At 70.8% G+C, this 26,441-nt stretch carries 24 protein-coding genes and 1 pseudogene; 18 read left to right on the top strand and 7 right to left on the bottom strand.

The genetic code is table 11. The annotated features are described in order from the left end of the window. Window positions 1-52: 52 nt before the first annotated feature. A complete protein-coding gene (locus GD632_RS02125; RefSeq protein ID WP_152188151.1) occupies window positions 53-1,015 on the bottom strand; it encodes a sugar-binding transcriptional regulator in 963 nt (320 codons plus the stop codon). Between the two features lie 101 nt (window positions 1,016-1,116). Between GD632_RS02125 and GD632_RS02130 the strand changes: the two genes are divergently transcribed. The 7 genes from GD632_RS02130 to GD632_RS02160 all read left to right on the top strand — a co-directional run bounded on the left by GD632_RS02130 (window position 1,117) and on the right by GD632_RS02160 (window position 9,109). Beyond that, on the top strand, window positions 1,117-2,787 hold the full coding sequence (locus GD632_RS02130) for a ribulokinase (protein WP_226924421.1): 1,671 nt from the start codon (window positions 1,117-1,119) through the stop codon (window positions 2,785-2,787). A 34-nt stretch (window positions 2,788-2,821) separates the two neighbouring features. After that, entirely contained in the window at window positions 2,822-3,856 is a 1,035-nt protein-coding gene (locus tag GD632_RS02135) for a substrate-binding domain-containing protein (RefSeq protein WP_152188153.1), read from the top strand. Between the two features lie 61 nt (window positions 3,857-3,917). After that, complete coding sequence (locus GD632_RS02140; RefSeq protein ID WP_193311299.1) at window positions 3,918-5,414, top strand: sugar ABC transporter ATP-binding protein; 1,497 nt, start codon at window positions 3,918-3,920, stop codon at window positions 5,412-5,414. Beyond that, window positions 5,411-6,445 carry an ABC transporter permease gene (locus tag GD632_RS02145; RefSeq protein ID WP_193311300.1) on the top strand — a complete coding sequence of 345 codons (1,035 nt, stop codon included), beginning with the start codon at window positions 5,411-5,413 and terminating at the stop codon, window positions 6,443-6,445. The genes GD632_RS02140 and GD632_RS02145 overlap by 4 nt, the downstream gene beginning before the upstream one ends. A gap of 3 nt (window positions 6,446-6,448) precedes the next feature. Continuing rightward, window positions 6,449-7,564, top strand: coding sequence for an ABC transporter permease (locus GD632_RS02150; RefSeq protein ID WP_152188157.1), 1,116 nt, complete (start codon window positions 6,449-6,451; stop codon window positions 7,562-7,564). Continuing rightward, window positions 7,518-8,135: a KpsF/GutQ family sugar-phosphate isomerase gene (locus GD632_RS02155; protein WP_152188159.1), complete on the top strand. Its 618-nt coding sequence runs from the start codon at window positions 7,518-7,520 to the stop codon at window positions 8,133-8,135. Before GD632_RS02150 ends, GD632_RS02155 begins: the two co-directional genes overlap by 47 nt. Before the next feature lie 86 nt (window positions 8,136-8,221). Then, window positions 8,222-9,109, top strand: coding sequence for a TIGR01777 family oxidoreductase (locus GD632_RS02160; RefSeq protein WP_152188161.1), 888 nt, complete (start codon window positions 8,222-8,224; stop codon window positions 9,107-9,109). A 4-nt stretch (window positions 9,110-9,113) separates the two neighbouring features. Here GD632_RS02160 and GD632_RS02165 read toward each other — a convergent pair whose 3' ends face one another. Continuing rightward, window positions 9,114-9,887: an ABC transporter permease gene (locus tag GD632_RS02165; protein ID WP_152188164.1), complete on the bottom strand. Its 774-nt coding sequence runs from the start codon at window positions 9,885-9,887 to the stop codon at window positions 9,114-9,116. Beyond that, a complete protein-coding gene (locus GD632_RS02170; protein ID WP_152188166.1) occupies window positions 9,880-10,854 on the bottom strand; it encodes an ABC transporter ATP-binding protein in 975 nt (324 codons plus the stop codon). Before GD632_RS02170 ends, GD632_RS02165 begins: the two co-directional genes overlap by 8 nt. Window positions 10,855-10,948: 94 nt before the next feature. Between GD632_RS02170 and GD632_RS02175 the strand changes: the two genes are divergently transcribed. Further along, complete coding sequence (locus tag GD632_RS02175) at window positions 10,949-11,644, top strand: TetR/AcrR family transcriptional regulator (RefSeq protein WP_152188168.1); 696 nt, start codon at window positions 10,949-10,951, stop codon at window positions 11,642-11,644. 8 nt (window positions 11,645-11,652) lie between these two features. Here the strand turns inward: GD632_RS02175 and GD632_RS02180 are convergent, their stop codons facing one another. Genes GD632_RS02180 through GD632_RS02190 form a run of 3 tightly spaced genes read right to left on the bottom strand, consistent with a single transcriptional unit; the run spans window position 11,653 to window position 14,479 of the window. Then, on the bottom strand, window positions 11,653-12,612 hold the full coding sequence (locus GD632_RS02180; protein WP_152188171.1) for a 1-phosphofructokinase family hexose kinase: 960 nt from the start codon (window positions 12,610-12,612) through the stop codon (window positions 11,653-11,655). Continuing rightward, window positions 12,609-13,376 (bottom strand): DeoR/GlpR family DNA-binding transcription regulator, encoded by a 768-nt coding sequence (locus GD632_RS02185; protein WP_152188173.1) that lies wholly within the window; start codon window positions 13,374-13,376, stop codon window positions 12,609-12,611. The genes GD632_RS02180 and GD632_RS02185 overlap by 4 nt, the downstream gene beginning before the upstream one ends. A gap of 44 nt (window positions 13,377-13,420) precedes the next feature. After that, window positions 13,421-14,479 (bottom strand): zinc-dependent dehydrogenase, encoded by a 1,059-nt coding sequence (locus tag GD632_RS02190; protein ID WP_152188176.1) that lies wholly within the window; start codon window positions 14,477-14,479, stop codon window positions 13,421-13,423. 164 nt (window positions 14,480-14,643) lie between these two features. Here GD632_RS02190 and GD632_RS02195 point away from each other — a divergent pair, with 164 nt between their 5' ends. The 10 genes and pseudogenes from GD632_RS02195 (at window position 14,644) to GD632_RS02245 (ending at window position 24,851) form a co-directional block, all read left to right on the top strand. Further along, window positions 14,644-16,680, top strand: coding sequence for a PTS mannitol transporter subunit IICBA (locus GD632_RS02195; protein WP_152188178.1), 2,037 nt, complete (start codon window positions 14,644-14,646; stop codon window positions 16,678-16,680). Between the two features lie 310 nt (window positions 16,681-16,990). Then, window positions 16,991-17,359, top strand: coding sequence for a hypothetical protein (locus tag GD632_RS02200; RefSeq protein WP_152188180.1), 369 nt, complete (start codon window positions 16,991-16,993; stop codon window positions 17,357-17,359). 65 nt (window positions 17,360-17,424) lie between these two features. Beyond that, on the top strand, window positions 17,425-19,380 hold the full coding sequence (recQ, locus tag GD632_RS02205; RefSeq protein WP_152188380.1) for a DNA helicase RecQ: 1,956 nt from the start codon (window positions 17,425-17,427) through the stop codon (window positions 19,378-19,380). A gap of 60 nt (window positions 19,381-19,440) precedes the next feature. Next, window positions 19,441-20,106: a hypothetical protein gene (locus tag GD632_RS02210; RefSeq protein WP_152188183.1), complete on the top strand. Its 666-nt coding sequence runs from the start codon at window positions 19,441-19,443 to the stop codon at window positions 20,104-20,106. A gap of 186 nt (window positions 20,107-20,292) precedes the next feature. Then, a pseudogene (locus GD632_RS02215) lies at window positions 20,293-20,913 on the top strand (ATPase, T2SS/T4P/T4SS family); the annotation flags it as partial. A 42-nt stretch (window positions 20,914-20,955) separates the two neighbouring features. Next, window positions 20,956-21,702: a hypothetical protein gene (locus tag GD632_RS02220; protein ID WP_152188187.1), complete on the top strand. Its 747-nt coding sequence runs from the start codon at window positions 20,956-20,958 to the stop codon at window positions 21,700-21,702. A 90-nt stretch (window positions 21,703-21,792) separates the two neighbouring features. Then, window positions 21,793-22,173 carry a hypothetical protein gene (locus tag GD632_RS02225; protein WP_152188189.1) on the top strand — a complete coding sequence of 127 codons (381 nt, stop codon included), beginning with the start codon at window positions 21,793-21,795 and terminating at the stop codon, window positions 22,171-22,173. Between the two features lie 69 nt (window positions 22,174-22,242). Beyond that, the gene (locus tag GD632_RS16520) at window positions 22,243-22,758 is read left to right on the top strand and encodes a rolling circle replication-associated protein (RefSeq protein WP_452176637.1); all 516 of its coding nucleotides are present in this window, start codon (window positions 22,243-22,245) and stop codon (window positions 22,756-22,758) included. Window positions 22,759-23,500: 742 nt separating this feature from the next. After that, a complete protein-coding gene (locus GD632_RS02240; RefSeq protein WP_152188198.1) occupies window positions 23,501-23,998 on the top strand; it encodes a hypothetical protein in 498 nt (165 codons plus the stop codon). 199 nt (window positions 23,999-24,197) lie between these two features. Then, window positions 24,198-24,851 carry an excalibur calcium-binding domain-containing protein gene (locus GD632_RS02245; protein ID WP_152188200.1) on the top strand — a complete coding sequence of 218 codons (654 nt, stop codon included), beginning with the start codon at window positions 24,198-24,200 and terminating at the stop codon, window positions 24,849-24,851. 69 nt (window positions 24,852-24,920) lie between these two features. Here GD632_RS02245 and GD632_RS02250 read toward each other — a convergent pair whose 3' ends face one another. Beyond that, a complete protein-coding gene (locus GD632_RS02250) occupies window positions 24,921-26,342 on the bottom strand; it encodes an ATP-binding protein (protein ID WP_152188202.1) in 1,422 nt (473 codons plus the stop codon). Window positions 26,343-26,441 lie beyond the last annotated feature (99 nt).

Raw genomic sequence — 26,441 nt, forward strand, 5'->3', positions numbered from 1 at the left:
CGGCGCGTTCCACAATGCCGCATGCGGCATGTCTCACAGGCACCGGAAGCGCTCAGATGAGCGGATCCTCCTGGAGGAGGAGCCGAGCTACGGCTTCGTCGGTGACGAGCGCGTTGGCGATGCCGGCGAGCAGCACGCTCCGGATGGCCTTGGCCTTGGTGACGTGCCCTGCCACGGCAACCACCGTCGGGACGGCCCGCAGCTCGACGCTGCTGATGCCCATGATCCGCTCGACCACGGGGCTGTCGATCTCCCTCCCCTCGGCGTCGAGGAGGATCCCGCCCGTCTCCGCCTGGAGTCCCATGGCGGTGAGGGCCGCCTGGTCCTGGGTGGAGAAGAAGGTGCGCAGCTGGGAGTTCGCCGGGTTCCAGCTGCCCACCGCGACGACGGCGACGGACACCGAGCGGAACCGGTCGAAGGCCTCAGCGACGCCCGGGGAGTGTCGCAGGCTCCGCGCCGTGGCCGCGTCAGGCACGAGGAGCGGGGTGTACAGCGGAAAGGCGTCGTCCTTGGTGATGCTCGAGAGGATCCGGACGAGCTCCATCGAGTTCTCGCCCGGGTTGCCAGCGATGCCGGACAGCTGGACGACGGGGACCCGGGGAAGGCTGACCGTCGCCTCGGCCAACGCCTTGATGGTGCGTCCCCAGCTGACGCCGAGGACGTCGCCCTCGGCGAGGAGCGTGGTGAGGAGCCGCGCGCCGGCGTCCCCGAGCAGCCTGCGTACCTCCGGCTCCGTCCGCTGCTCGGTCGGGACGACGACGGCGTGGTTCAGCCCGTAGCGCTGCTTGAGCCGGACCGAGAGCTCGCTCGCCCGGGTCGTCGGCCGGTGAAGGGTGATCCGGACGGCGCCGCGGTGCACCGCCTCCTCGAGCATCCTCGCCACCTTGAAGCGGGACAGCCCCAGAGTGGTGGCGATCTCCACCTTGCTCTCGTTGCTGAAGTAGTACCGGCGCGCGACGTCGATGAGGAGCTCGTCGTGCGTCAACGGCGACCCGTCTGGCCGATGTGTGCTCATATGAGCACACTAGCTTTGGACGACGGCCCTTGTCGATGACTCAATGGGCGAACCCCGCGGGCAGCCGCCGGAGGGTCCGGAAGGCTCAGTGAGGAGAGGCAATGACACGCAGCGCGGCCATCGGCATCGACTACGGCACCGAGTCGTGCCGCGCCGTCGTCGTGGACCTCGCGAGCGGGTCGGAGCTTGGGGAGGCGGTCCACGCGTACCGCTCCGGTGTCATCGACGAGGTCCTTCCCGCCACCGGCCAGGCGCTGCCGCCGAGCTGGGCGCTGCAGGACCCTGCCGACTACGTCGAGGGGCTGACATCCGTCGTCCGCGGCGCCCTGACGGCCAGCGGCCTCACGGCCGACGAGATCGTCGGCATCGGTGTCGACACGACGGCGTGCACTGTCATCCCGACCACGGCGGACGGCGTGCCGCTCGCGACGACGCCGCAGTGGCGCGCGGAGCCTCACGCCTACCCCAAGCTGTGGAAGCACCACGCGGCGCAGCGGCACGCGGACCGGGTGAACGCGCTCGCGCGCGCCCACGGCGGGCTCTTCCTCGACAGCTACGGGGGCAAGATCTCCTCGGAGTGGCTCATCCCCAAGGCGCTGGAGATCTTCGAGGCCGCGCCCGACGTCTTCGCGGCGACCGACCGGCTCATCGAGCTCGAGGACTGGCTCGTCTCCCAGCTCGTGGGGCACGAGGTGCGCGGTGCGCACGTCGCCGGATACAAGGCCAACTACCGGACCGAGGACGGGGGCTACCCGAGCGAGCAGTTCCTCGAGGAGCTCTCGGCCGGCTTCGCGGCCGTCCTCGGCAAGCTCGGTCATGACCTCGTCGGCCCCGGCACCCGCGCCGGTGTCCTCACCGAGGAGTGGGCGCAGCGACTGGGGCTGCGCCCCGGCACCGCCGTCGCCAGCGGGAACATGGACGCGCACGTCGCGATGCTCGCCTGCGGGGTCGCGGGCCCCGGTGACATGGTCCTCGTCATGGGCACCTCGGTGTGCAACCTCGTGCTGTCGGCGGAGACGCAGCACGTCGAGGGCATGTCGGGAGTCGTCGAGGACGGCATCATTCCCGGCTACTGGGCCTACGAGGCTGGCCAGCCCGGGGTCGGTGACACCTTCGGCTGGTACGTCCGCAACTTCCTGCCGCAGCGGTACGCGGAGGCCGCGCAGGCCGCCGGGGTCAGCGGCTTCGACTACCTCGCGGACAGGGCCACGGCGCTGCGGCCGGGTGAGAGCGGGCTCATCGCCCTCGACTGGTTCAACGGCAACCGCTCGGTGCTCGTCGACGCCGACCTCAGCGGCGTGCTCGTCGGCATGACTCTCGCCACCCGACCGGAGCACGTCTACCGCGCGCTCATCGAGGCCGCCGCCTTCGGGCAGCGCACCATCCTCGAGGCCTTCGAGTGCTCGGGCGTCGCGGTGGACCGGATCGTCGCTTGCGGAGGACTGCCCGGCAAGAGCCCGCTGCTCATGCAGGTTCTCGCCGACGCCACGGGCCGGGAGATCCACCTGTCCGCGTCGGCGAACACCCCGGCCCTCGGTGCCGCCCTCCACGCGGGCCTCGCCGCCGGCTCCGAAGCCGGCGGCTACGACAGCTTCGCGGAGGCCGCCGCCTTCGGCCGGATCTCCGAGACGGCCTACACGCCGGACCCGGAGGCCGGTGCGGTCTACGACCGCCTCTACCGGATCTACGACCGGCTCTCCACCGACCTCGGGCGCCGGCCCGAGGACGTCATGTACGCCCTCCGCGACATCGCCGCCGGCGCGGTGGCGTGAGACATCAGCAGTTCCCACAACAGGAGGTAGAACCATGAAGAACGCACGACGGAGTGCCGCCGGAGCGGCGATGACCGTCTCGGTCGCGCTCGTGCTGACCGCGTGCGGCTCCACGGGCGGCGGCGACGACACCGCCAGCCCCGCTGCCGACGGCGAGCGCCGCATCGTCAACGTCGTCAAGCTCGCCGGTGGTGACTGGTTCAACCGCATGGCGGTCGGCAACGACGAGTACGCCTCCGAGCACGGTGTCACGGTCACCCAGACGGCCGGCGACGACTCGAGCGAGGAGAAGCAGATTGCCGCCCTCAACGACCTCATCCCGCAGCGGCCCGCCGCGCTGACGGTCGTCCCGAACTCCCCCGAGTCCCTCGAGGCCGTGCTGGGACGCGCCCAGGACGCGGGCATTGTGGTCATCACCCACGAGGCGCCCGGCATCGAGAACGCCGAGGCGAACATCGAGGCCTTCGTCAACGCCGACTATGGCGCCCACCAGATGGACCTCCTCGCCGAGTGCATGGAGGGGGAGGGCACCTACGCGCACTTCGTCGGCTCCCTCACCGTCGCCAGCCACAACGTGTGGGCCGACGGTGCCCTTGCGCAGGCCGAGGCCGAGTACCCCGGCGTCACGCGGGTCACCGACGCCATCTCCTCCGAGGAGGACCAGGAGGTGGCGTACCAGCGGACCAAGGAGCTGCTCGCCACCTACCCGGACATCCGCGGGTTCGTCGGCGCGGCCTCGACCGACGTCGCCGGAATCGGCCGGGCCATCGAGGAGGCCGGCCGGGAGGCCGACACCTGCGTCGTGGGCACCTCCACGCCTGCGATCGCCGGCAACCAGCTCGAGACCGGCTCGGTCGACGTCATCACCGGCTGGGACCCCGCGCTCGCCGGCCAGGCGATGCTCGCCGCCGCGGAGATCGTCCTCGACGGTGAGGAGCTCACCGAGGGTACCGACCTCGGCGTCCCCGGATATGAGTCGCTTCGCCAGGACCCCGAGGTCGCCAACAGCTTCTTCGGCGATGCCTGGATCGACATCACGAACGACAACAAGGCGGACTACCCGTTCTGACACCGGTTCCCGCCACCGCTCGCGAGCGGTGGCGGGAACCGCAGGACAGGAAGAAACGGTGATGAACGAACAACCACTGGCCCTGCGGGCCCGCGGGGTGCGCAAGTCCTACGGCGGCGTGCACGCGCTCAAGGGGGTCGACATCGAGGTCCGCGCCGGGGAGGTGCTGTGCCTCGCCGGCGCCAACGGCTCGGGCAAGTCGACGCTCATCAAGATCATCGCGGGCGTCGAGAATACCGACGACGGCGAGATCGAGATCGGCGGGGAGGCCGTCGGCCGGCTCAGCGTCTCCGGCGCCGTCGACCGCGGCATCCAGGTGATCTTCCAGGACATGTCGCTGTTCCCGAACCTCACGGTGGCGGAGAACATCGCGATGTCGGCACGCATCGCGCGCGGCCGCCGGCTGGTGTCGGAGCGCGACGCCCGCCGGGTCGCGCAGGCGGTGGTCGACCGGCTCGGCCTCCACCTCGACCTCGACGCGGAGGTCGGCGACCTGCCGATCTCCGACCGCCAGCTCGTCGCGATCTGCCGCGCTCTCGCGCTCGACGTCAAGGTCCTGTTCATGGACGAGCCGACGACCGCCCTGACCTGGCGCGAGGTCGACACACTCTTCGGCGTCGTCGAGCAGCTCAAGGCGCAGGGGGTGGCGATCGTCTTCGTCTCGCACAAGACGGAGGAGGTGTTCGGCATCTCCGACCGCATCACCGTCATCCGCAACGGTGAGGTCGTCGCCGACGACGTCGCCGCCGCCTTCACCCACGACAGCCTCGTCGAGGCACTGCTGGGGTACGCGGCCACCGAGGAGCGGGTCCTGTCGGCCCTCCCCGCCGACCCCTCTCCGGCGATGGAGGTCGAGGAGCTGTCGTCGACGGACCTGTTCGCGGACGTGTCCTTCACGATCGGCAAGGGCGAGATCGTCGGCCTGGCCGGCCTTCTCGGCTCCGGGCGCGCGGAGGTGGCCGAGGCCGTCTTCGGCAAACTCCCCATCACCGGTGGCACGGTGCGCGTGGACGGTCGCGTCGTCGAGATCCGCGGGGTCGAGGACGCCCTGGCAGCCGGCATCGCCTACGTCCCCGGCGACCGCCTCACCCAGGGCGTGTTCCTCGAGCAGTCGATCGGGACCAACCTCGTCGCCGCCTCCCTCGACGGGGTGACCCGCACCGGAGGCGTCCTCGACGGCCGTCGAATCGACGAGCAGGTCACCGCCCTGATCGACGACCTGTCGATCAAGATCGGCAGCGCCGAGGACGCGGTGAGCACCCTCTCGGGCGGCAACCAGCAGCGCGTGGTGCTCGGCAAGTGGCTCGCCACCGAGCCGCAGGTGCTCATCCTCAACGGCCCCACGGTCGGCGTCGACGCCGGCTCCAAGGCCGCGATCATGCAGATCCTCCGCCGTCAGGCGGAGGCCGGGATGGGGGTGCTCCTCATCTCCGACGACGTCCCTGAGCTCGTGAGCGTCTGTCACCGCGTGCTGTTCATCCGTCGCGGACGGATGGATGGTGAGGTCGCGGGCGACGAGGTCACGGTGTCCTCCGTGCGGGAAAGGCTGGAGAAATGACCACGACGACGACGCGGCCGGCTCCCAGCTCGTCGCGCAGCTGGGCCCGACGGCTCCGCGGGCCGCACAACGAGGGCGTCCTGCTCGGCGTCATCGTGCTGCTCCTCGGGGTCATCCTCCTCGTCGAGCCCGCCACCCTGACGTGGACCTTCGCGGGGGACATCCTCCGCTCGGGCATCGTCACCCTGGCACTGTCCCTCGGCCTCCTCCTCGTCATCATCTCCGGCGGGATGGACGTCTCCTTCACCGCCATCGCGATCTTCAGCGGGTACAGCACCGTCAAGCTGATGAACGAGCTGGGGATCGACGGGAGCGTTTGGCCCTTCCTCCTCGCCTCGGTCATCGGGTGCGCCCTGGGCAGCCTCAACGCCGTCCTCGTCGCCCGCTACCGGATGGAGACGCTCGTCGCCTCCCTCGGCACCCAGGTGATCATCCGCGGCGTGCTGCTCGCCTTCGTGGGGTCCACCTACCTCGCCACCCTCCCGGCGCAGCTCGACCGCGTCGGGGCGATGACGATCTTCAGCCTCGGCGGGAGCGCAGTCAACGTCCTCGTCGTGCCGGTCGTCCTCCTGTGCGTCGGGCTCGCCGTCGTCCTCAAGCGGACCTCCTTCGGGCGCTCGGTGTACGCCGTCGGCGGTGACAAGGAGTCCGCGCGCCGCGTCGGTTTGCGCGTGCCGATGGTGCAGACGCGCATCTACCTGGCCGCGGGGCTGCTCGCCGGCTTCGCCGGGATGGTCCACGTCGTCCTCTCCCGGCACGCCTCACCCTTCGAGCTCGTCGGCATGGAGCTCAACGTCATCGCCGCTGTCGTCATCGGTGGCGCGCTCGACACCGGCGGCCGTGGCTCCGTCCAGGGCACCGTGCTCGGTGTCCTGCTCGTCTCGCTCGTGCAGAACTCGCTCGTGCGCCTGGGGGTCTCCAGCTACTGGCACATGCTCATCATCGGCCTCGTCATCCTCGCCGGGGTGGCCATCCAGGCCCGCAGCAGCGCCCGTGGACAGCACCGCGCCCGCATCCTCGAGGAAGGCTGACCGATGGCCGCGACTCGTACATCCCCCTGGGCGCGCCTCGCCAGGGGCAACACCCACACGCTCGGCCTGCTCGTGCTGGCCGTCGCCGTCGCCGTGCTCTTCTCGGCACTCAACCCGTCGGTCTACACCAGCCCGCTCAACATCGAGTCGATCACCCTGTCGATCCCCGAGATCGGGCTCATGGCGCTGGCGATCTCCATCGCCATGACGACCGCGGGCATCGACCTCTCCATCGTCTCGGTGGCCAACCTCTCGGCGCTCACCGCGGCCTACGTGAGCGTCAACGGCATGGAGGCGGGGATGTCGACACCCACCCTCACCGTCCTCGCCGTCGTCCTCGCGCTCGTCGTCGGCATGGTGTGCGGGGCGATCAACGCCGTCGTCGTCGCCGTGGTCGGGGTCGCCCCGATCCTCGCGACGCTCGCGACGCAGATGATCTTCGCCGGCGCGGCCATCGCCCTCACCCGGGGTGAGCCGATCTACGGGCTCACCCCCGAGCTGACCGAGGTCGGCTCGACGACGGTGGCCGCGGTTCCGTTGATCTTCTGGCTGTTCCTCGTCGTCGTCGTCCTTGTCGCCCTCGTCATGACCCGCACCGGGTACGGCCTGCGCGCCACCATGCTCGGCGCCAGCGCGACCGCGGCGGACTACACCGGCATCGCCCGCCGGAGGGTGCTCTTCCAGACCTACATCCTCGCGGGGACGATCTCGGCCGTCGCCGGGCTCGTCATGGTCATGCGGACGGTGAGCGCGTCGGCCGGGTACGGCAGCTCCTACCTGCTCCTGGCGGTCACCATCGCCGTGCTCGGTGGCGCCAACCCCTTCGGCGGCCGGGTGGCGATCTGGGGCACCGCGCTGGCCGCGGTCATCCTCCAGATGCTCTCGAGCGGCTTCAACATGCTGGGCCTGAGCAGCTACGTCTACCAGATCGCCCAGGGCCTCATCCTCGCGGGCGTGTGGATCGTCCGCATGGAGGGCGCACGCGCCTCGACCTTGATCAACCGGAAGCGGAACGGGCGGCGCGACGCCGAGCCCGCCGCACTGACCGACCTCCCATACGAAGAAGGACACCATGAAGGATCGTCACGAGCTGTTGCAGGCAGCGGCCAGGTTCATTGAGCAGGAGGGCGCCGCTGTCGCCCGGGTTGCCGCCCAGGTCGACGAGTCGCTGCTCGCCGTGGCGGACCTCATCCGTGAGGCCGGCGGCAAGGTGATCGTCACGGGCTCCGGCACGTCGGGCACGATCGCCCGTCGGCTGGCGCACCTCCTGTCGGTCACCGGCACGCCCGCCCTCTACCAGAATCCCGGAGACGGACTCCACGGCAGCCTCGGGGTCGCCACGGCCGGGGACGTCGTCATCGCGATCTCCAAGGGAGGTGAGTCCACGGAGCTGGCCGAGTTCATCCGGCGCACGAAGGACCGCGGTGCCAAGGGTGTCGTCCTCACGGCGGCACCGGAGTCGAGCCTCGCGCAGGCGGCCGACGCCGTCGTCGTCATCGACAGCGACTCCGCTGACCCCGGCGGCATCATCGCCATGGGCTCGACGCTCGCGACGGCGGCGTGGGGTGACGCGCTCGCCATCCTCCTCATGGGCGAGGGGGGATACACCTGGGAGAAGGTGCTCCACAGCCACCCCGGTGGTGCCGTGGGAAGGAACGCCGAAGAGCTCCTCAAGGCCGTCGAGGGCTGACGATCCGCGCACCGTGCGGCCGCGGCCGCACGGTGCGCGTGTCCGCCGGCGAGCGGAGGTCGGCGGGCGTGGTTACCGTCAGGCACATGCGGATCCTCGTCTCCGGTGCGTCCGGTCTCATCGGCTCGGCCCTGCAGAAGGAGCTGCGCGCCGACGGGCACGAGGTACGCACGCTCGTGCGCCGCGAGCCGCGGGACGCGAGCGAGTACGAGTGGCGGCCGGACGAGGGGCTGCTGCCCGCCGCGGCGGTCGAGTGGGCCGACGGCGTCGTCACGCTCTCCGGGGCGCCGCTGGGCCGGCTGCCGTGGACCCGGGCCTACCGCCGCGAGATCTACCGGAGCCGGGTCACCGCGACCCGCACCGTCGCCCGCGCCATCGCCACCTCCGCCAGCCCTCCGCAGGTGTGGGTGAGCGGCTCGGCCACCGGCTTCTACGGCGACCGCCCGGGCACCGTCCTCACCGAGGACTCCGGCCCGGGCGACGGCTTCCTCGCGGGAGTCGTCCTCCGCTGGGAGGCGGCCACGGAGCGCGCCGACGACGTCACGCGGGTCGTGCACGTCCGGACCGGTCTCGTCATGGCCGACGGCGGTGCTCTCGCGCCGCTCCAGCTCGCCACCCGGCTGGGGGCGGGCGCGTCGATCGGCACCGGTCGCCAGCAGTGGCCCTGGATCTCCCTCACCGACGAGGCCCGGGCGATCGTCCACCTGCTCGCGCACTCCGAGCTGTCCGGCCCGGTCAACCTCACCGGGCCGCAGGCCGCGACCTCCGCCGACATCACCCGGGCGCTGGCCCGCGAGATGCACCGCCCGCACCTGTTCCGCCTCCCGGCCTGGTTCCTCCGGCTCGTCCTCGGCGAGCCCGCCGAGGAGATGCTGCTGCCGGACCAGCGCATCCTCCCCACCCGGCTGCAGGCCGACGGCTTCACGTTCCGCCACGCCACCGCCGAGGAGGCCGTCGCCGCGGCCGTGCGCTGAGGGGCTACTCCCGGCGCACGAGGGCCCGCAGCGTGACCGCGACGCCGAGCACGCACCACACGACGAGCACGAGCAGGTCGCGCCCGCTCGCGTCGAAGACGTCCGAGGCGAGCCCGGCACGCAGCAGGTCCGCACCGGGACGCGCCGGCAGGACGTCGTGGACGGTCTGGAACCACGTGGGCAGCTGGCTCGCCGGGAAGGTGATCGGGGAGAACAGGAGCACGAAGAACACGAGCACCTGGGTGACGAGCTGGGCGAGCATCGGCTGGAGGCTCACGGCGATCGCGTAGCCCACCGCCGTCGCCATGAGCGTGACGAGCAGGGCGGCGGCCACGAGCACGGGCCAGTCGAAGGAGAGGTCGAGGTCGTAGCGCAGCTGAGCCACGACCACCCCGACGGCGACGCTCGGCAGCGCGATGAGCAGCCACACGGTGAGGTCCGCGGCGAGGAGCAGCGGGCGGGCCAGCGGCAGGGAGCGCATGTAGGCGAAGGTGCCGTCGGTGCGGGCGCGGGCCACCCCCTGGGGCACGATGACGAGCCCGATCGTGAGCAGCAGGACGGTGGGCGCGCCGGTCGAGAGGAACAGGGCCGTCGCGGGGTCGATGTCGGGGATGAGGAAGCCGAAGCCGATGATGATCCCGGCGGCGAGCAGGGCCTGGATGACGACGACGAGCGGCAGCAGCGGCCCGATCTGTGCGACCTGCCAGCGCAGCAGCGTCGTGTAGGTCGTCCCGAGGCTCACCTGCACGGGGGCGGGCCGGGTGAGGGTCTCAGGCACGGGCGGGCTCCTGTCCGGACGGCGCGGCGTCGGCCGCGGTGAGGGCGAGGTAGGCGTCCTCGAGGGTGGCGGGGGCGAGGGAGTAGCCCTCCGTGCGGGCCCCCTCGCGCAGGGTGGTGGCCCACGCGACCGCCGCCGCCGCCTCGGCGGCCGGCACGGTGAGAAGGACGCGGCGGCCGGCGTGGACGGTGCGGCGGACGGTGACCGGCGCCTCCGTGGGGTCCGGCGCGGCGCCGCCGGGCGGGAGGAGGAGCTCGAGGCGCAGGTCGGTGTCCTGCGTGCCGCGCAGGCGTCCGGGGGAGCCGGCGGCGACGACGCGCCCGCGGTCCAGGACGACGAGCTCGTCGACGATCCGCTCGGCCTCGGTGACGTTGTGGGTGACGAGGAGGACGCCGGAGCCCTGGTCGCCGCGGCGGCGCACCGCGTCCCACAGGAGGCGGCGGCGGGAGGCGTCGATGTCGTTGGTCGGCTCGTCGAGGACGAGCAGCGGAGTGGGCACGACGACGGTCATCGCGAAGGCGGTGAGGCGGCGGATCCCGCCGGAGAGGCCGCGGCCGTCGGGAAGGGCGCGGCGGTCGAGCCACGGGGTGATGTCGAGCTCGGCGGCGAGCTCCTCGGCGGCCGCCCTGGCGGCGCGGGTGGTCAGGCCGCGCAGGCGTCCGGCGATCTCGATCGCCGTGCGGGGGGTGAGGCCGTCGATCGGGGCCTGGGCCTGCGGCTGGAGGGCGGTGTGGCGGCGGGCGGCGGCCGGGTCGGCGACCGCGTCGACGTCGCCGACGGTGATGCGCCCGGCATCGGGGCGCAGGAGCCCGACCACCTGGGAGACGAGCGTCGTCTTGCCCGCCCCGTTGTGGCCGAGCAGCCCGACGACCTCACCGGGCCGGACCCGCAGGGAGATGTCGTCGTTGGCCACGACGGCGCCGAAGCGCCGGGTGAGTCCCGCGACGTGGAGCACGTCCTCGCTCATCGTGGAGCCTTTCGGATACTGTCGGTATGGAGATACTGACGGTATGCGGATACTGACGGTACGTCAATGTCCGCGGCGACGTAGGATCGCGACCATGTCCCAGCTGCCCGACCCGATCTCGCGCCGCGACCGGCAGCGCCAGACGAGGGAGGCGCTCGTCCTCGCGGGGCGTGCCGTCTTCGCCCGCGACGGCTACCACCGGGCGAACCTCGAGGTCATCGCCCGGGAGGCAGGCTTCTCCAAGGGGGCGGTGTACTCGAACTTCGAGAACAAGGCCGCGCTCTTCCTCGCCGTGCTCGACGCCAACATGGAGGCGGCGCTCGCCGAGACCTGGGACCCGTTCGACCGCGTCGAGGACATCCCCCAGGGCGCGGCCCGCGGGGTCAGCGAGGAGGACCTCACCGCCGCGATGACCGGCTTCGCGCTCGCCACCCTCGAGTTCATCGCCACCGCCGCCCGGGACGAGACGCTCCGCGCGGAGATGGCCACCCGGATGCAGCGGCTGCTCGACGCCTACACCGAGGTGGTGCGGCAGCAGCGGGTCGAGGGCGACCCCATGTCGGTGGAGGAGCTCGGCGCGCTGAGCGCCGCGCTCGACCAGGGCGCCGGCCTGCTCCTGCTCAGCGGGACCGCCGCGGTGGACGCACGTCTCCTGCGCGCCGGCGTGCGCCGGCTCATCGACCCGAGGCGCGCGGCCGAGCCGGGCACCGAGGACGCCGCGGCCGGCCCGGGCATGCACGACCAGGAGATCCGGGCGCGCATCGCCGCCTCCCTGCGTGAGGAGCGCTGAACGCCCCCTCAGGTGAGCGCGGGCGGGCGCAGCGCGGTGGCGGTGACGGCGGCGGCGTCGACGTCACCGGGCCGGGGGATGCCCGTGCCCGGCAGCCCGGCCGCCGCACTGCCGTAGGCGACGGCCCAGCGCAGCGCCATGTCGGGGGCGGCGTCACGCTCGGTCGCGAGGAGGTAGCCGAAGAGGCTGGAGTCCCCGGCCCCCACCGTGCTGACGACGGTGGTGGGCGGAGCGGGCGCGTGCCACGCGCCGTCGGCGGTGACGAGCACGCCACCGGCGGGGCCGAGGGTGACGAGCACGGCCCCCACCCCGCGGTCGACGAGCACCCGGGCGGCGCGGGCGGCCTCGGCGGGGTCGGCCTCGAGCGCGAGCGGGTCGGCGCCGACGATGGTGGCGAGCTCCTCACCGTTCGGCTTCATGAGGTCGGGGGCGGCGGCCGGGAGCGCGGCCGCGAGCGCGAGGAGCGCCGCCCCGCTCGTGTCGACCGCCACGCGCGCGGCCGTCGCGCGCAGCCGCACGACCAGCCCCGCGTACCAGTCGGCCGGGGCGCCGGGCGGCAGCGAGCCGGCGAGCACCACCCACGTCGCCTCCGCCGCGAGGGCGACGACGGCGTCGGCGAGCTGGTCCAGGTGGGCACGCTCGACGGCGGCGCCGGCGCTGTTGACCTTCGTCGTCGTGCCGTCCGGCTCGGTGAGGGTGAGGTTGACGCGCACGTCCCCGGCGGGCGGCTGCGGACGGCAGTCGATCCCGGCCGCCCGCAGCTCGGCGACGAAGGGGTCCGCGCCGTCGGCGGGGAGCACGGCGACCGTGGGGATGCCGGCGGCGACGGCGGCACGGGAGATGTTGACGCCCTTGCCCCCGGCCTGCGAGGTCATCGACGCGGCGCGCAGGACCGCGCCGCGCTGCAGCGGGCCGGTGAGCGTGACGGTGCGGTCGACGCTCGGGTTGGCGGTGAGGGTGAGGATCATGCGACGACCACCTCCACGCCGTGCGCGGCGAAGGCACGGGCCGGGACGGCGGTGGGCTCGGCGTCGGTGACGAGGACGTCGACGTCGTCGAGCCCGGCAAAGCTCACCGTCGCCTCGCGGCCCAGCTTCGTCGCGTCCGCGAGCACGACGACGCGCCGCGCGGCCCGCACGAGCGCCCGCTTGACCGCGGCCTCCTCGGAGTCCGGGGTGGACATGCCGTGGTCCTCGGTGACGCCGTTGGTCCCGAGGAAGGCGACGTCCACGCGCAGCCGCTCGAGCACCTGGATGGTGAGCGAGCCGACCGCCGCCTGCGTCGTCGGGCGTACGCGCCCGGGCAGGAGGTGGAGGTCGACGCCGGGCAGCGGCGCGAGCCGGGCCGCGATCGGGACGCCGTGGGTGAAGGCCGTGAGCCGCCGGTCCGGCGGGATGAACGCCGCGAGCCGGACGGTGGTGCTGCCCGCGTCGATGGCGACCGTGCCGCCGTCGTCGGGCAGGAACCGGGCCGCGGCGGCGGCGATGCGCTCCTTCTCCCGGGCGTGGGTGACGTCGCGCTCGTCGAGGCGGCTCTCCATCGCCGACAGCGAGGCCGCGGGGACCGCGCCGCCGTGGACGCGGCGCACGAGCCGCAGCCGCTCGAGCGCGCCGAGGTCGCGGCGCACCGTCTCGGTGGTCACCGCGAACTCCTCGGCCAGCTCGGTGACCGACACCCGCCCGCGCGTGACGACGAGCTGGGCGATCGTCTGCTGGCGCTCCTCCGCGTACACGTTCCTCCTCGACTCGCTCGCTGCCCGCTCGATGCTACGGGCGCTCAGGGCTCGACGGTCACCTTGATCGCCGTGCCGCTGCGGACGAGCTCGAGGGCCGACATGACGTCCGCGAGCGGGATGCGGTGGGTGATGAGGTCCTTGACCGGCACCTGGCCGGTGGAGATGTACTCCAGCGCGCGGCGGTTGTGCTCGGGGGCCGAGCCGTTGGCGCCGTGGATGTGGAGCTGGCGGTAGTGGACGACGTTGGAGTCCAGCGCGATGACGGGGTCGTTCTTCGGCAGGCCACCGAAGAAGGAGATGCGCCCGTTGCGCGCGGCCATCGCCACGGCCTGCTCCTGGGCGACCTTCGCCGCCGTCGCCGTGATGACGACGTCCGCACCCCGGCCGCCGGTGAGCTCCATGACCCGCTCGACGACGTCCACCTGGGAGCCGTCGATCGTCTCGTCGGGCTCGGCGACCGCGGCGGACATGGCCAGGCGCTCGGCGTTGACGTCGACGAGGACCACCGTGCCGGCGCCGTGGGCGCCGCGGGCGACACGGATGTGCATGCAGCCGATGGGGCCGGCACCGAAGACGACGACGACGTCGCCCGCTTCGATCCCGAGCAGCTCCTGGGCGTTGATCGCGCAGGCGAGCGGCTCCGCGGCGGAGGCCTCGTCGAAGCCGACGTTGTCCGGGATGCGGTTGAGGCCGTCGACCTTGAGCACCTGGCGCGGGACGACCATGTACTCGGCGAAACCGCCCTCGTACTGGTAGCCCATCGAGGTCTGGTTCTGGCACACGGCCATCCAGCCCTTGCGGCACTCGTGGCACTCCCCGCACGGGACGGCGGCGATGACCTGGACGCGGTCCCCGACCTGCCAGTCGGTGCCGTACAGGCTCGCGACGTCGGCGCCCACCTCGACTACCTCACCGGCGATCTCGTGGCCGATGGTCCGCGGCGGGCTGAGGTTCTGGTGGCCGTTGTGGAAGATCTTGACGTCGGTGCCGCAGGTGGAGCAGTTGCGGACGCGGATCTTCACCTCGTCCGGGCCGCACCCCGGCTCGGGGTAGTCCTCGAGGCGGACGTCCTCGGGAGCGTAGAAACGCAGGGCCTTCATCGGTCCTCCCAATCGGTCGGGACGGCGCCGTGTGCCACGCCGTCCTCCCACTATAGCCACACACTCGGATGTGGGAACAGGTGGAAGTGCTTGGCATTGAGTCCGATCGGGTGTTTACTGGTCCTCGATGCGTGAGGTGCATCACCGTCTCGAGGAGGAGCACAATGTCCGCACCCACTGACGTGCGACCCGACCGCGGCAGCGCGGGACGGGAGCGTGGCGGCCTGCGGGTCGCCGTCCAGAAGTTCGGCACCGCCCTGTCCAACATGGTGCTGCCGAACATGGCCGCCTTCATCGCCTGGGGGCTCATCACCGCCCTGTTCATCGAGGTCGGCTGGATCACCCTCATCGGCGAGAACGTCTTCGGCTACACCGGCGGCTACGGGCTGGTCGAGCAGCTCGGCGGCTGGGGCGCGGGGGACGTCGAGAACGGCGGCACCGGCGGGATCGTCGGCCCGATGATCACCTACCTCCTGCCGCTGCTCATCGGCTACACCGGCGGCCGGATGCTGTACGACGACAACCTCCGCGGCGGTGTCGTCGGGGCCATCGCCACCATGGGCGCGATCACCGGCGCGGGCGTGCCGATGTTCCTCGGCGCCATGGTCATGGGCCCCCTCGGCGGCTGGTCGATGAAGAAGCTCGACGCCCTGTGGGCCGACAGGATCCGCCCGGGCTTCGAGATGCTCGTCAATAACTTCTCCGCCGGCATCTGGGGCATGCTCCTGGCGATTGTCGGCTTCGTCGCGGCGGGCCCCTTCGTCGAGGCCTTCTCCAACGCGGCGGGCAACGTCGTGCGCTTCCTCGTCGACAACAGCCTGCTGCCGCTCACCTCGATCCTCGTCGAGCCGGCGAAGGTCCTCTTCCTCAACAACGCCATCAACCACGGCATCTTCACGCCGCTGGGCACCACCGAAGCGGCCAGGGACGGCCAGTCGATCCTCTTCCTCATCGAGGCCAACCCCGGGCCGGGCCTGGGCCTGCTGCTCGCCTTCGCGGTCTTCGGCACGGGCCTGGCCAGGGCGTCCGCGCCGGGCGCCGCGCTCATCCAGTTCGTCGGCGGCATCCACGAGATCTACTTCCCCTACGTGCTCATGAAGCCGCGCCTCATCCTCGCCGTCATCGCCGGCGGCATGACCGGGGTGGCGACCAACCTCGTCTTCGGCTCGGGGCTGCGGGCGCCCGCGGCGCCCGGCTCGATCATCGCCGTGCTCATCCAGTCCCCGGTGGGCAGCCTCGTCGGGGTCGTCCTCTCGGTGGTGCTCTCCGCCCTCGTCACCTTCGTCCTCGCCGCCGTACTGCTGCGCGTCGGCAAGGACGACGACGACGGCGACCTCGCCGGTGCGACGGGCCGCATGGAGGAGATGAAGGGCAGGCGCTCGAGCGTGGCGGGCGCGCTGACCGGCGGCGGCGTCGTGACGGCGACCCGCCCGATCGACTCGATCGTCTTCGCCTGCGACGCCGGGATGGGCTCCTCGGCGATGGGTGCCTCGGTGCTGCGCCGCAAGATCCGCGACGCCGGGTACGCCGACGTCACCGTGGTGAACAAGGCGATCTCCAGCCTGCGCGACGACGCCGACCTCGTCGTCACGCACCGCGACCTCACCGACCGCGCCCGGCAGCGCACCCCCTCGGCGCTGCACGTGTCGGTGGAGGACTTCATGGCCAGCCCCCGCTACGACGAGGTCGTCGCGCTCGTGGGGGAGAGCCGGTCCGCCGCCCAGCCCGCCGAGCCGGCCCCGAGCGCGGCGGTGCCCGCCGCGGCGCAGCCGGCGGGCGGCCTGCTCGCGGTCGAGTCGGTCGTGCTCGAGGGCCGGGCGTCCTCGAAGGCGGAGGCGATCTCCGAGGCCGGCGCGCTGCTCGTCGCCAGCGGGGCCGTGCCCTCGGCCTACGTCGAGGCGATGCACGAGCGGGAGCAGTCGGTCTCCACCCACATGGGCAGCGGCCTGGCCATCCCGCACGGCACGAACGAGGCCAAGGGCCTCATCAGCCGCACGGCGATCTCCTTCGTCCGCTACCCGCAGGGGCTGGACTGGGACGGCAAGGACACGGAGTTCGTCATCGGCGTCGCCGGCGCGGGCGACGACCACCTCCAGGTGCTCTCCCGGGTGGCCGAGGTCTTCCTCGACGAGTCCCAGGTGGCCCGGCTGCGCGAGGCGCGCACCCCGCAGGAGGTGCAGTCGGTCCTCGGCCAGGCCTGACCTCGCGCTGTCTCGGCCATACGCACGCGTCGCCCCTCCCGGTCACCGCGCGCCCCCTCCCACGGGCCGCGGTGAGCGGGAGGGGCGAGGTGCGCGCACACCGTCGTCGGGGCGTCGCGCAACCGTGCGGAAGTCGGACGCCTGGTCGCCGCGGACGACGGACGACGGAGAGGCGTCTCCGTCGCCCGACCGGTTTCTCCGCGTCGGCTTGCACGGGGCACGCGGCGTGCGGTCATCTGTGCTGAGCAGAGTTGCCGCCCGCCCGCGGGAACCTGCGGCCGGGGCGGCGACGCGGGAAGGGGGAGGGACGATGAGTCGCACCGCGCTGGGTGCGTCGGCCGGGCTGGCCACGGTTATGGGGATCGTGGGCGCGGTGACGTCCTTCGGCGAGCGCGCCTTCACGATCGGGACCGTCCTCATCGTCGCGGCGCTCGGGTCGGTGGCGATCCACGCCGTCGTGAGCCCCCAGAGCTACCGCCACCCCCGCTTCACCGGCACGTTCTACCGGGCCTGGGGCGCCGGCGTGCCGGTCCTCGCCGTCGCGGCGCTCGTGACGTGCGCGTCCTCACCGGACACGGGGCAGCAGCTCGCGTACTGGTCGGGCTTCGCCGCCGTCGCGCTGTTCGCCGGGGCCGTCGTGGACCACCGCACGGCCCGCACGACCGTCTCCAGCCGCTGACGCGACCCGCCCACACCCCGGCCCGGCCGCCGGCGCGGAGCACCTACCCTGGCGGGGTGGGTGACATGTGGACCGGGCCGGAGCCCGACTGGGACGAGCCGCCGCCGGACCCCATGAGCGAGTGGGACGTCCACGACCCCGAGATGGCCGCCGCCTTTGCGACGGACGCCGCCACCGCGGCACCGCTGACGACGGCGCGGGCCGCTGCGGCGTCGTCGTCCACCCCGCTGGAGGCGCTGACCAGCGTGTGGGGCTACGACGCCTTCCGCGGGGAGCAGGCCGAGATCATCGAGACGGTGACGCGCGGGGACGACGCGCTCGTCCTCATGCCCACCGGCGGCGGCAAGAGCCTGTGCTACCAGATCCCGGCGCTCGTGCGGGAGGGGACGGGCGTGGTCATCAGCCCGCTCATCGCGCTCATGCACGACCAGGTCGACGCGCTCGAGCAGCTGGGTGTGCGCGCCGCCTTTCTCAACTCGACGCAGAGCATCGAGGAGCGCCGCGACGTCGAGCGCCGCCTCCTCGGCGGGGAGCTCGACCTCCTCTACCTCGCCCCGGAGCGGCTGCCCGTGGCCGCCGACCTCCTCGACCGCGCGCGCATCGCGCTCTTCGCGATCGACGAGGCGCACTGCGTGGCGCAGTGGGGCCACGACTTCCGGCCCGACTACCTCGGCCTGACGATCCTCCACGAGCGCTGGCCGGACGTGCCGAGGATCGCGCTGACCGCGACGGCGACGGCGGAGACGCGCGAGGAGATCGTGCGCAACCTCCGGCTCGACGGCGCTCGCGTCTTCGTCTCGAGCTTCGACCGGCCCAACATCCAGTACCGGATCGCGCCCAAGCAGGAGGCGCGCAAGCAGCTGCTGCGGCTCATCAAGGACGAGCACGACGGCGACGCGGGCATCGTCTACTGCCTCTCGCGGGCGTCGGTGGAGAAGACGGCGGAGTGGCTGGCCACCCAGGGCGTCACGGCACTGCCGTACCACGCGGGCCTGCCCGCGGAGTTGCGCGGGCGCAACCAGGCGCGGTTCCTGCGGGAGGACGGCGTCGTCATGGTCGCGACGATCGCGTTCGGGATGGGCATCGACAAGCCCGACGTACGGTTCGTCGCGCACCTGGACCTGCCGAAGAGCATCGAGGGGTACTACCAGGAGACGGGCCGCGCGGGGCGTGACGGGTTGCCGTCGACGGCGTGGCTCGCCTACGGGCTGCAGGACGTGGTCCAGCAGCGGCGGATGATCGCCGACGGCGAGGGGGACGCGCAGCGCAAGCGGGCGCAGACCCTGCACCTGGACGCGATGCTCGCGCTGTGCGAGACGGTCCAGTGCCGCCGCCAGCAGCTGCTGCGGTACTTCGGGCAGGACAGCGAGCCGTGCGGGAACTGCGACACCTGCCTCAACCCGCCGGAGGCCTTCGACGGCACCGTGCCGGCGCAGAAGCTCATGTCGACGATCGTGCGGCTGCAGCGCGAGCGGGGGCAGCAGTTCGGGGCGGGGCACCTCGTGGACATCCTGCTGGGGCGGGAGAACGAGCGGGTGGTGAAGATGCGCCACACCGCGCTCTCGACCTTCGGCATCGGGACCGAGCTGGGCGACGCAGAGTGGCGCGGCGTGGTCCGCCAGCTCCTTGCCCAGGGGCTCTTGCAGGTCCAGGGCGAGTACGGGGTCTTGGCGATTACCGAGGCCGCGGGGGAGGTGCTGCGCGGGGAGCGCGAGGTGCGGCTGCGGCGGGAGCCGGAGCGGGTGCGGACGGCGCGGAAGTCGCGCACCGGCGGCGGCAAGGCGCCGCTCGACCTGGACGAGCCGCAGCAGGCGCTGTTCCAGCAGCTGCGCGCCTGGCGGGCGTCGGTGGCCAAGGAGCAGGGCGTGCCCGCCTACGTCGTCTTCCCCGATGCGACCCTCGCTGCCATCGCCCAGTCCCGTCCCGAGAACCGCTCCGAGCTGAGCGGGATCTCCGGGGTGGGTGCAGCCAAGCTCGAGCGGTACGGGGAGGCCGTGCTCGAGGTGGTCGCGGGAGCCTGAGCGTCCCCGGCCAGCACCCGCCTCCCTTCAGGGGCGGCGGCGAGCCGTTACGGTGGAGCGGTGTTCGCGGACTGGAGGGACCGCCGTGCTGCGCGGCGCGTCAAGCCCGGCGACGGTCATGCGCTCCAGCGCTTCCGGTGGTGGCAGCCGTTCTCCCGCTCGCTGCTCCACATCCCGCTCCTCGAGGAGGACGGGCAGTGCCACACGTGGTCGGTGGACGTCCGGCTCGGGGGCGACTCCTCGGACGGTGAGGTGCGGGCCCGGCTCTACCGGGACGGCGTGCACCACGCCGTGGCCAAGCCGCCCGCCGCGTTCCCGGTGCCCGGCGGGACCATCGAGGTGGCGACCAGCGGCTACGGGCTGCGGCGCTGCCACTTTGTGCGGAGCGACGGTGTCGAGCGCCAACTCACGCCCGACCCGGCCTCCGCCGAGGGGCGCCGGGCCCGGCTCGAGCGTCGCCACCCGCTGCTCAGCCGGGGCATCGGGCTCGTCTCGGTCGCCGTCCTGCTCGTCGCCCTCGTCCTCGGTGTGCCGCAGATCGTCGAGCAGATCTCCCAGATCCCGCCCGTCGCCGAGAACGTCGGCTCCTTCACCTCCCCGTTCCACCTGTCGGTGGGGTGGAACATCGCGCTCACTGTTGGCGCCCTCGTGGCGAGCACCGAGCGCGCGCTCCGGCTGCGCTACCACTGGCTGCTCGACGGCGGGCTCTTCGACGGGGAGGAGTGACGGCCCGAGGGGCCCTTGCATGGACCAGTTCGTCCGAGCCGACGGGACGTGGCGGATCGCGGTGCTGACCCCACTGGACTGAGCGCACGGACCGCCCTGTCCACAGATTCGCCGAAGGGGGCTGACACAGCGCCGGATTGCCCCTAGGTTTGCCTCCATCGTGATCCGCTCCCGGGGGTGCGAGGCATGAACCAGGCAACGGTGCTGCTCGAGGACGAGGTTCGTGAGCTCGTCCGACGGCGCGGCCTCGACCCTGCCCGTGACACCGCCGGGGTCCGCGCGCTGGTGGCCGACGCGCTCGCCGACTACGACAGCCGCTCGGTCGCGGGACTCGTGCCGCCCGTCGTCGACCCGGAGCAGACCGCCAAGGACGTCCTCGACGGCGTCGCCGGCCTCGGACCCCTCCAGCGCTTCCTCGACGACCCGACGATCGAGGAGGTGTGGATCAACGAACCCGGCAAGGTGTTCATCGCCCGCGCCGGACGCGCGGAGCTGACGACGACGATCCTCACCGAGACGCAGGTCCACGAGCTCGTCGAGCGCATGCTGCGGATCTCCGGCCGCCGGCTCGACCTGTCCTCCCCGTTCGTCGACGCGTCCCTCGCGACGGGCAAGCGTGTGCACGTCGGCATCCCGGACATCACCCGCCGGTCGTGGGCCGTCAACATTCGCAAGTACATCGCCCGCGCCACCCGCGTGAGCGACCTCGTCACGCTCGGCTCGTTCACCACCAAGGCCGCCGCTTTCCTCGACGCCGCCGTCGTGTCCGGCATCAACGTCCTGGTCAGCGGGGCCACGCAGGCGGGGAATCCGGCAACTGGCTAATCCACCCGCAGGTATCGTGTCGATATGAACAAAAGGACCGTGGCGGTAGCAGGTCTCTTCGTGCTGCTTACTGCGCTCGTGGTGTGGGCCCTTCTCTCTGGTTCCAGCGAAGCGATCGGCGCCGTGACCGGTTTGTCCACGGTCGCTTTAGTCGCCGTGACGGCGTGGTATGTGTCGCTCACGCGCGACCTTGTGGCTGCGCAGCGTGAGTCGATAAGGCAGGCGGCGGCCGCAGAAGATGCCAGGTTGCGCGAGGACAGCCGCAAGCGGGAGCGACAAGCAGCCGTGCAGGTCTGGCAAGCGTGTTTCCTCGACGAAATAAACTGGAGTCACATCAAGGATCTTTCGGCGAGTCTGAAACCGGGTATGGCCTGGGAAGACGTACGAACGACGGGCAAGGCGCTCTATAAAGAAGCCGAACCACTCGAAGCGCTGTCGACGGAGATAGTGAAACTGTCCCCCGACCTTAACGGCGACGTTTTCGAGCTCACATGGCAGGCCGGTGCTCAGCTACTCGTGCTCTCTAAGACGCTGCTACAGGTCCACTATGCAATTACGATGCTATCCAAAGAAAAGGGGGAGAGTGATGAGCTTCCGACCATCACTGATTTGCGCACTAAGTGGACGCTTGATCTCCGACCTCGGGCTGATGGGTTGGAGTGGGAAGAGCTTGTGTCGGGTGCGAGAGTTGACGTTGCGGAGCGGAAACTTCGAGAGCTCGACCAGGCTGCGTTCAGCGTTGCGCGCGCCAGCGCGCGCGACGCTGCTTGACTTAGCAACATAACTCTGGGTCGTCGTCGCGGTTCGTGTGGGTGCCGTGCGTTAGTCTCAGAACTTGGGACTAGAGGAGTGTGGTTTGCCGTGGCTGACTTTCGATCGCAGCGCATGCCGTCGCCGGATGGTGAGGGGGTCGCTCGGGGCCGGTGGGGCAAGGCTTGGGATGTCTACTCTCAGGCGGTTCGCAAGGTCGCCGATCCGGTGGCGGCGCCGGTTGTGCGTCCGATGGCCCGCGGTGCCACTTTCGATCTGCTCGGGTTCTGGCTGGCCTGGCACACCTGCGGTGGCTTCGAGGGGTTGCAATCGCAGCTCGGGATGAGCCGCTCAGCGGTCTACCGACGCGTGTCGGCGTTCCGGAAGGCCTTCGGCCAGCACCCAGACGTGTTCGAGTTCCCTGGCGTGAGCATCGACCTCGATGCGTTCGTCGCGGCGAGTGGTCGTGCGGAGGCCTCGCCAGGCGCGTAGTCCAAGGTTGTTGGACTAGCGACTCCGGAGTGCCTATAGTCCCAGGTTGTAGGACTAGTGACGGAAAAGATGCCAGGGGGGCCTCGTGCGCCGAGCGTGGCCGGGTGGGTGCTCTCGCTGTATCCCGATGCTGCTGAGGCGAGTGGCGCCTTCGTCCCGTCCTACCGTCCCGTGCGTGACTACGTTGCCAGGGGTGCGGCTGCGGACCCGGATCGGGCGGCGAAGAAGGCCGATGGGCGTGCGCGGGGTCGCTTGCGTCGGTACTGCGCGGCGAACCGGCTCAACCGGCTGGCTCTGACATACGGGCCGCCCCGGTGTGCGGACCCTCGGGAGGTCCGCGAGCACATGGGCCAGTTCTTCCGCGACCTACGTGCCGGTCTTGGAGGGCGGCCGCTGCCCTATGCCTGGGTTCTCGAGCTGCACAAGGACGGGGTGCACTTCCACGTCCACTTCGCCGTGGGAAGGTTCGTCCCGCGGCGCCTCATCAATGAGGCCTGGGGCCGGGGCTTCGTGAGCATTAAGCTGCTCGGTGACCTGCCGGTGGGCTCTGGCACGTTGGATGAAGCGCGCGTGGCTGCGAGGTGATTGTCGAAGTATGTGGCCAAGTCCTCGATCCGGGCTTTGTCGATCGCGACCACGTTGTCGCCGGTAGCTACTTGAGCAGCGGGCGCGTCGTCGTGGATCTCAAGGTGCTTCATGCCAGGCAGGCTACCCGCCGACGCCTGGGCCGGTACCGACTTCGGGAGTGACGCACGAAAGCCCCCCGCCTCCTGCGAGGGAGAGCGGGATTCCTGACCTCGTTGACGAGCCGCTGCTCCCGGTCGCGTCCGGCGTCTTAGGCGAGCGCCTCCTGCGTCATGGCTCCAGCGTCGCGTGGAGGTGTGATCTCGGGCATGCACAGCTCTTGTCAACGACAAGGATTTATGGTAGGCTGCAAGCGTGCCCCGATAGAGGGGCGACCAACTAAATAGAGAAAGGAGGTACCCCGCACCATGGGAAAGCGCTCAGCGCAGGAATTGATCGACATGGCTGAGGCCCAGGGTTGGCGAGTCGAGAGCAGCAAAAAGGGCTGGCTCTTTTATCCGCCAGACAAGACGAAGCAGATCGTCACGATCCACGGCAGCGCCAGCGACCATCGCTGGTACATGAACGCCGTGACCCGCCTCAGACGGTCCGGGTTGGTCATATAACTGGTACGACCAACCCGGAGGGGTGGGGATGCGCAGGTCCCGCAACCTGCGTCTCCCCACCCTGCCTCAGGCGCTTCCCAGAGTCAATATGAGATTCACTCACCGCCACCACCCGACCACATCAGGAGGAGGGAACCATGACCGCAGGCACGTGGTACGCAGACGTCGACTTCATCACGACCTCACCCGTGAGCAGCGACGAGGCCGAGAGTGTGGCCGAGACACTCGCCGAGCACGGCGGCGCAGTTAGCATCAGCGCCGACGGCAAGGCCGGAGCGATCTCGATCGCATTCGAAGCCGACAGCGTCGAAGATGCCTCGCGGATCGCCACCCGCATCGCCACCGACAACCTTGGTGGCCACGGCCGGCTGGACGTCGTCAAACTCGACGTTCGCAACGAGGCCGTCATGGAGAAGGAGATTGCGACGCCCGTGATCCCCGAGCTCGTGGGCTACGCAGAGATCGCCGAGCTTGCCGGAGTAAGCCGCCAGCGCGCGCGCCAGTTCGCTGACATCCCCGGCTTCCCCGCACCGGTCGTAGAGACCGCCGCAGGCCCCCTGCGGACGCGTGCGGCGATCGACGCCTGGCTCGCTCACCGCAACACCAGCCCCGGACGGAGGCGTGTGAACGCCTGACAACTCGACGTCCTAGGGACTAGCGGCAGCCCCGGCACCTCACCTAGGTGACCGGGGCTGTCGCATGTTCTGAGTGGCACACGAAAGGCTCCACCCACCCGTGAGGGGGCGGGGTGCGCGGGGTGTCCCATAGCCGCGAGCCATGCGATGATTTGGGCCAGCGGCAACGATGCCGGTAGCGCTCGACGCGGAGCACACCATGACCACAGACGCCCCAGACTTTTCAGATCAGCCCATCGGCGGTCCCAACTCGGGGGTGAAGAAGCGGCGTCGGCTGCCGCGGTGGGCCGTCGGTGCCATCGCCGCGTTCATCGCCCTCTTCGTGGGAGTGAGCATCGGGAACTCAGCAGATCCGACCGACTCGGCCGAGTACCGCGAGCTCGCCGACAGGCTCGAGACCGCCACCGTCGAGCACGAGCAGACCGAACGCGACCTCGACGAGACGCGGTCGGCGCTTGCGGAGACCACAGACCAAGTTGCGACACTTCAAGCCGACCTCGAAGACGCCCAGGGCGCAGCCGATGTCGCCCTCGCTGACATGGAAGCCCACCGTCAGGCCCTCGACCAGCGCGAAGCCGAGCTGGACGAACGCGCCGAGGAACTCGACACCAGACGCGCCGACCTGGACGACCGCGAGGGCGCGATCGCGAACCGCGAAGAGGCAGTCACCGTTGCCGAGCAGGAGGCCGAAGCGCGACCACGAGCCGCCGCGTCTGCTCCTGCCGCGCCGGCCAGCGTCTCGTACCGCAACTGCAGCGAGGCACGTGCCGCTGGCGCCGCGCCGGTCCGCCGGGGAGACCCGGGATACGCATCCCACCTCGACCGCGACGGCGACGGCGTCGGGTGCGAGTAGACGCCGCGCCGGGACCAAAGATGAGCGCAGCGAGGCCACGCCACAGTTGAACCTAGAACCAAGTCGAAACTACTCATTCAGAACCCAGTGCGCTCGAGGGTCCTTCGGAGACTTGCCGATCCACTTGATGAGGCCTTCCGCCCGGAGAGCGTCGAGGCGGACCTTTACCGCCGGTCTGGACATCTCGACCGCTTCGGCGACGTCCCCTGTTCCGAGCAACTTGTCACCAGCGGCGCGAATAGCGTCGAGCACACGTTCCGAGCCCTGAGGGAGGCGTGCCTCAACGTCGGGCGCAAGCCGAGGCATGTTCGAGAGCACGAGCCGCGTGCTTCCGCGCTTCTCCTCGTACATCGGGTCCGTCAGTCCCCTGGATCGCATCTCGTCAAACATTCGACGGATCCCCTCACCCAGCTCCTGCCCAATCCGGAGTTCTGCGCAGACTCGTGCGATACGAGGGTTCCGGGCGAATCTGCTGATGTCGAGAGGCTTCCGGGGATCTGCTAGCCCTGGGAAGCGTCCGGGGCTCTCGATCTCCACACGGTCGTCGTAGATCTCGACCCGAATGTGGTCGCCACCGAGGCTGTACGAACGGTGGATCACGGCGTTGACGAGCCCCTCGAGCCAGGCATCGCGGGGCACGATCGGCTGAGTCTCGAATCGACCATCTGCGCTCAGAAAGCGCCGCCGCGGCATAAGCGACTCCACGATGCGCTGGGCGTCCTCAATCACTCGCGGAATGGGCCCCTCGACACGATGCTCGGATGAGTCCTCTAAGGTCAGCCTCGCTCCGGTCCCGCGGTCAGTGCCGAGGTACCGGATGATCCGGACATACGCTTGTGGGAACCACTGCTGTGGCCTCGACCCGAACAGCAGCAGCGCGGCATTGGTGAGCCTCCCTTGTGTCGTCAGGAGCGCCCTGGCACGTAAGAGCATCTCCGTCGGGGCGACTGCGCCGGCTGCTCGCTTGTACGTCTCGATGAGATGTCCGTCAAGGTCCGCATGTGTCGCCTCTACCGGGCCACCGTCGTACTGCGCCTGACCGCGGTCATACTCAAGTTCTTGCCGCTGTTCAAAACGAAGCTTTCGAGTCTCGTCGCCTATGCGAAGATAACAGTCCCCCGATGACGTCTCGTGGACACGCTCACCAGGGTCGACGCGGATGATGAGCAACTGGGCGGTGTTCCCCCCTTGCTGCACACAGTCGAGGAGACTGAACCTGGCGCGAACCGGCGGTCTAGTCAGGTCCATCGGGATCTGTTGGAAGTGACGAAGGTTCTCCTCTGCGAACCCCTCGAGTTCACCGTCCGCCAGCCCAACTGCGACTACTCCACCTTCGGCGTTGGCGAAGGCAACGAGAGCGTGAGACAACTTGGACGCCTCGATCCGAGCGCTCTTGCGGTCGTACCACTGGTCTTCATGAGCTTCCAGAAGCAGGCGCGCGCGGTCGGCCGGAGGTGCTGCGATGGCTCGGTCGACCTGATTCGTGGTCATGGACTCACCCTAGGCCGTGTACTTCGAGTAGACGGGCAGTAGAGCCGAGGTGGCGTGTAAACGCCCAGGTCAGAGTGACGAGGCGCACCCCGAGGAGGC

It is taken from the genome of Georgenia satyanarayanai (assembly GCF_009193135.1).
Classification (GTDB): Bacteria; Actinomycetota; Actinomycetes; order Actinomycetales; family Actinomycetaceae; genus Oceanitalea; species Oceanitalea satyanarayanai.